The organism is Bradyrhizobium sp. UFLA05-89, assembly GCF_059803475.1.
This window is the reverse complement of the sequence record NZ_JBANBA010000208.1, coordinates 1-6,108: the sequence shown is the minus strand read 5'-3', so window position 1 is coordinate 6,108 and position 6,108 is coordinate 1. Positions and strand designations below refer to the sequence as shown.

3 protein-coding genes are annotated in these 6,108 nt (G+C 63.8%); all 3 read left to right on the top strand.

Features of this window, described 5'->3' with window-relative positions; all coding sequences use genetic code 11:
• The first annotated feature begins 87 nt into the window (after nt 1–87).
• Genes SO139_RS45175 through SO139_RS45165 form a run of 3 tightly spaced genes read left to right on the top strand, consistent with a single transcriptional unit; the run spans nt 88 to nt 5,931 of the window.
• Nucleotides 88–879, top strand: a complete 792-nt coding sequence (locus tag SO139_RS45175; RefSeq protein WP_449379558.1) for an ImuA family protein — start codon at nt 88–90, stop codon at nt 877–879.
• Nucleotides 770–2,422, top strand: a complete 1,653-nt coding sequence (locus tag SO139_RS45170; protein ID WP_449379557.1) for a Y-family DNA polymerase — start codon at nt 770–772, stop codon at nt 2,420–2,422. Before SO139_RS45175 ends, SO139_RS45170 begins: the two co-directional genes overlap by 110 nt.
• Nucleotides 2,419–5,931: an error-prone DNA polymerase gene (locus tag SO139_RS45165; protein WP_449379556.1), complete on the top strand. Its 3,513-nt coding sequence runs from the start codon at nt 2,419–2,421 to the stop codon at nt 5,929–5,931. Before SO139_RS45170 ends, SO139_RS45165 begins: the two co-directional genes overlap by 4 nt.
• The last annotated feature ends 177 nt before the right edge of the window (nt 5,932–6,108 follow it).

Below are 6,108 nucleotides of genomic sequence, written 5' to 3'. Positions count from 1 at the left end.
ATATTAGAACATATCATGAACAAATGAGCCAGCCGATCGTTTGTCTTTCTGACGATCCTGGCGACCATCTCTGAAGGAGCGGCGAGCATGAGCGCACGCATAAGCGCGCTTGCGGCTTTGCGCGGCCAGATCGAGCGCATCGAGACGTCGGAAGCCGCGCATCATCGCGATCGCGTGGCGCTCGGCCACCCGGAAGCAGACGACGCGTTGCAGGGCGGGCTGGCGCGCGCGGCGATCCACGAAGTGTTTTGCGAGGGACGCCAGGGCACGGCCGCGACGGGCTTTGTCACCGGACTTGCGGGGCGCCTGATGGCGCATCGCCCGCTGCTGTGGGTGCGGCAGGATTTTTCGGAGGTCGAGGCGGGTACGCTGTCGATGAGCGGGCTTGCCGAGCTCGGCCTCGATCCGTGCCGCGTGGTGATGGTGCGCGCTGCCGATGTCGAGAGCGCGCTGCGCACCTCGGCCGATGCGCTTGCCTGCGATGCGCTGGGCGCCGTCGTGCTCGAGCTCTGGGGCGAGACGAAACAGTTCGATCTCGTGGCGAGCCGCAAGCTGACGCTTGCAGCCCAAGCCTCAGGAGGCACTGGGCTGCTGCTGCGGATGGCGGCAAACCCTCTGCCGTCGACCGCGGAAACCAGATGGATGTTGCGGGCGGCGCATTCGCCGCCTGGACCTGCGTGGAGCGCCTGGGGCGCGCCTCGCTTCGATGCCGAGCTCGTTCGCAATCGTCATGGCCCGGTCGGCCGGTGGATCATGGAATGGAAATGTGATGAGTGCCTGTTCAGTGAATCGTCGGCGTATCCTCAGCCTGTGGCTGCCGCGCCTGCCCATCGATCGCATCAAGCGGGTGCTTTCGCTCATCAGCGAAAAGCCGGATAAAGCGTTTCCAGGCGAAGTGGACATCGGTTCGGGTGGAGAAAACGCGTTAAAACGAAAAGATGAGCCGAGCATCGTCGTTGCCAAGGAAAACAACGCGCTTTCGATCTACGCGCTCGATGAAGCGGCCGGGCGCCTCGGCCTGCATATCGGCCAGCCGCTGGCGAATGCCCGCGCGATCTGTCCGGAATTAAAAGTGTTCGACGCCGATGTCGCGGCGGATGCCAGGACGCTCGAGGATATCGCCGACTGGTGCGACCGCTTCACCCCGCTGGTGGCGCTCGATCCCCCGCATGGCCTGTTTCTCGACATCACCGGTTGCGCGCATCTGTTCGGCGGCGAAGCCAACCTGTTGCAGGCGCTCGTTCGTGCGTTGGCACGGCAGGGTTTTGCGGTCAGCGCGGCGATCGCCTCGACCTCGATCTGCGCGCGCACGCTGACGCGGCAGGCACCTGGCACCATCGTTGCCGATGGCGCGGAGGCGGAAGCGATCAACCGCTTCCCGGTCTCGGCGCTCGTCGCGGATGACGCCATCACCACGGGTCTGCGTCGCGCCGGCCTGAAGACCATCGGTGATGTCGCTTCACGCAGTCCCCATGAAATCACAGCGCGCTTCGGCGCGCGCTTCTCGACGCTGCTCGCGCATGCGTTGGGGCAGGGCGATGCGCCGATCAGTCCGCGAAAATCGCCGCCTGACTACATCGTGGAAAAACGTTTCGCCGAGCCGATCGCGACCGACACCATGATCGCGATGACGCTGTCGCGGCTCGCGGATACGCTTGTTACCTCCATGGAGAAGCAGGGCAAGGGCGCGCGGCGACTGGAGGCGTCCTTCTTCCGTACCGACGGCGTGGTGCGTGCGATCATGGTCGAAACGGGACGTCCGGTGACGCGAAGCGCAGTCGTCGATCGTCTCTTTCGCGAGCGGCTGGATGCGCTCGCCGATCCCCTTGATCCCGGTTTCGGCTTCGACATGGTCCGTCTCTCGGCGAGTCGCACCGAGATCGTGGTGCAGGAGCAGCGCGATCTCGATGCGCGCGTCCATGACAATGACGAGCTCGCCGCGCTGATCGACCGCATCGCCGCGAGGATCGGCGGAAAACGCGTCGTCGTGCACCTGCCGCAGGATACGCATATCCCGGAGTGCGCCGTGCTGGGCGCGCCTGCGCAGCATCATCTCGCCGCCGCCGCGCAGGCTGAATGGCCATCGCGCGTTGAGAGCGAGCCGCCGCTGCGCCCGTTGCGGCTGTTCGACAAGCCAGAACCGATCAAGGTGCCGTTCGCGACCGTGCCGGACGGGCCGCCCCATCAATTCACCTGGCGGCGTGCGCTGCATGCGGTGGTGCGGGTGGAAGGGCCAGAACGCATCGCGATGGAATGGTGGCGGCAGGACGGCAAGCAGCTCACGCGGGATTATTTTCGCGTCGAGGATGCCGAAGGTCTGCGGTTCTGGATCTTTCGCGATGGTCTCTACGATGGCGAACTCGTGGACGAGGAGGGCAGGTCCGTTCCCGCCAACTGGTATGTGCACGGTCTCTTCGCATGAAGACGCCTGCTTACGCCGAGATCGGCATCACCACCAACTTCTCCTTCCTGCGCGGCGGCTCGGATCCGCGTGCCTATGTGCATCAGGCCAGTATTTTGGGCATTCCCGCGATCGGGATTGCCGATCACAACACGCTTGCCGGCGTGGTGCGTGCCTACAAGGAGCTCGATAATGCCGAGGTGCTGCACAAGCCAAAACTTCTGATCGGCACGCGCATCGTTTTCATCGACGGCACGCCCGACATCCTGGTCTATCCGCGCGACCGCGCGGCCTATGGCCGGCTCTGTCAGCTTCTCACCCGGGGCAAGCGCGGCAATGACATCACGCGGATCGAGAAGGGCGAATGCCACCTCAGCTTCGCTGATCTCCTGGAGTTTGCCGAAGGCCAGCTTCTGGTCCTGACACTGCCGCATCGCTTCGAGCCGGGACAAGCGCTGGATGTTCTCGGAAAACTGAAGGCAAGCCGTGCCGAGGGCGTGTGGCTGGCGGCGAGCCTGCTCTATCGCGGCGACGACCGGCGCCGCCTCGCGCGGCTCGACGATCTCGCGGTGAAGGCAAAAGTGCCGCTGCTCGCGACCAACGAGGTGCTCTATCACCATCCCGCGCGCCGGCCCTTGCAGGACGTGCTGACCTGCATCCGGGAAAAAACCACGATCGAGGCCGTCGGGAAGAAGCTGGAGGCCAATGCCGAACGTTTCCTGAAAACACCCCGGGAAATGGCGCGGCTGTTCCGCGATTTCCCTGCGGCAATCGCGGAGACCATGCGCTTTGCAGACGCAATCGACTTCTCGCTCGACCAGCTCAAATACCAATATCCGGACGAGCCGGTGCCGCCGGGCAAGACCGCGCAAGGGCACCTGGAGGATCTGACCTGGGCCGGCGTGCAGACTTATTTCGGCGGCAAGATCGACGACAAGCTCCGCGCCACCCTGCACAAGGAGCTCGCGCTGATCGCCGAGCTGAAATACGCGCATTATTTTCTCACCGTGCACGACATCGTGCACTATGCGCGCAGCCAGAGCATTCTGTGCCAGGGCCGCGGCTCGGCTGCGAATTCGGCCGTGTGCTACGTGCTCGGCATCACCTCGGTCGATCCGACCAAGGTCGATCTGTTGTTCGAGCGCTTCATCTCCAAGGAGCGGCTGGAGCCGCCTGATATCGACGTCGATTTCGAGCATTCGCGGCGCGAGGAGGTGATGCAATATGTCTATCGCCGCTACGGCCGCCATCGCGCCGCGATCATCGCGACCGTCATCCACTACCGCCCGCGCAGCGCCATCCGCGATGTCGGCAAGGCGCTGGGCCTGACGGAGGACGTCACCGCGGCGCTGGCCGACACGGTCTGGGGGAGCTGGGGCAAGGGCCTCAACGACATGCAGGTCAAGCAGGCCGGGCTTGATCCCAACAATCCCATGGTCAGCCTCGCGGTCGAACTTGCGACCGAGCTGATCGAATTCCCGCGCCATCTCTCGCAGCATGTCGGCGGCTATGTGCTGACCCAGGACCGGCTCGACACCTATGTGCCGATCGGTAATGCCGCGATGGACGACCGCACCTTCATCGAATGGGACAAGGATGACGTCGACGCGCTCAACATGATGAAGGTCGACGTGCTGGCGCTGGGCATGCTGACCTGCATCCGCAAGAGCTTCGACCTGATCGGCCAGCACAAGGGGAAGCGCTGGGTCCTGGCCAGCGTGCCGCAGGACGATCCCAGAGTTTACGACATGCTGTGTGACGGCGAGTCGCTCGGCGTGTTCCAGGTCGAGAGCCGCGCGCAGATGAACATGCTGCCGCGCCTGAGGCCGCGGACCTTCTACGATCTCGTCATCGAGGTCGCGATCGTGCGCCCGGGGCCGATCCAGGGCGACATGGTGCACCCTTATTTGCGGCGGCGGAACGGCCAGGAGCAGGTGAGCTATCCATCACCGTCACCGGAGTATGGCGACAAGGACGAGCTCTACAAGGTGCTGCATAAGACGATGGGCGTGCCCCTGTTCCAGGAGCAGGCGATGCGGATCGCGATCGAGGCGGCAAAATTCACCTCCGAGGAGGCCAACGGCCTGCGCCGCTCGATGGCGACTTTCCGCAATGTCGGCACCATCGGCAAGTACGAGGACAAGCTGATCGGCAATATGGTCGCGCGCGGCTACGACCCTGACTTTGCCCGGAGCTGTTTCGACCAGATCAAGGGATTTGGCTCCTACGGCTTTCCGGAGAGCCATGCCGCGAGCTTCGCCCAGCTCGTCTACATCTCGTCCTGGCTGAAGCATTATCATCCGGACGCGTTCTGTTGCGCACTATTGAACTCGCAGCCGATGGGCTTTTATGCGCCGGCGCAGATCGTCGGCGATGCCCGCAAGAACGGCGTCGAGGTGCGCGAGATCGACGTGTCCTACAGCTTTGCGCAGAACACGCTGGAGGAGGGAAACAACAAATACTGCGCCGTGCGGTTGGGCTTCCGCCAGATCGATGGGTTTCATTGGCTCGATGAGGATGAGGAGAGGCTGAAACAAATTCAGTCGTCATTCCGGGAAGCCAACCACAACGGGACTGCGCTCCCTCTCCCGCTTGCGGGGGAGGGCTGGGGTGGGGGTGTCTCCGCAATCGATGATCCCCAAGAGGAGAGAGCCCTCACCCGGATCACATCTAACGATGCGATCCGACCTCCCCCGCAAGCGGGGGAGGTGAAGGAAGACTGGGCCGACCGCATCGTCGCGGCGCGCAACCGCCGTCCCTTCACCTCGCTCGAAGACTTCGCCCGTGACACCGGCCTGCCCAAGCGCGCGCTGATCCTGCTGGCGGATGCCGACGCCTTCCGCTCGCTCGGGCTCGATCGCCGCGAGGCGCTGTGGCAGGTGCGGCGTCTGCCCGACGACGTGCCGCTGCCGCTGTTCGAAGCGGCGACCGCGCGCGAGCAGCCGGACGAGCACGCAAAACCGCTGCCGGTGATGCCACGCCCCGAGCAGGTCGTCGCTGACTATCAGACCATCCGCCTGTCGCTAAAGGGGCATCCGATGGAATTCCTGCGCGAGATGTTCACGCGCGAGCGGGTCATGGTCTGCAAGGACGTCAGTCATGAGAACGAGCGGCGCCGCGTTCGCTGTGCCGGCGTGGTTTTGGTGCGGCAGCGGCCGGGCAGCGCCAGTGGCGTCGTGTTCATGACGCTGGAGGACGAAACCGGCATCGCCAATGTCGTGGTGTGGCCCAAGATCATGGAGCAATACCGCAAGGAGGTAATGGGCGCGCGCCTCATCCTGGTCGAAGGCTATATCCAGAGCAGCCCCGAAAAGGTGACGCATCTCATCGCGCAACGCATGATCGACCGCTCGTACGATCTGGTCGGGCTCGCCAATGATGCGTTAAGCCGTAAGCACCCGGTGCCATCAGGCGCTGCCCTGATCGAACCCCTCAACGACGACCGCCGCGACCACCTTGATGCGCCCGCGCAAAAACTCCGCCACCCCCGCGACGTGAGGATTCTGCCGCCGTCACGGGATTTTCATTGAGGTGGAGTGCGCGTTATGGCGGAAAATGCTGCCACACCCTCAGTGTCATACCCCGCGAAAGCGGGGTATCCAGTACGCCGCAGCTTCTCTGCGAAGCGACCACTGTCTCTGGAATACTTGTATGGGCTTGGTCAAGGATGAGTGGTTGTTAGATCATTTCAGATCATCTCCTTGTTC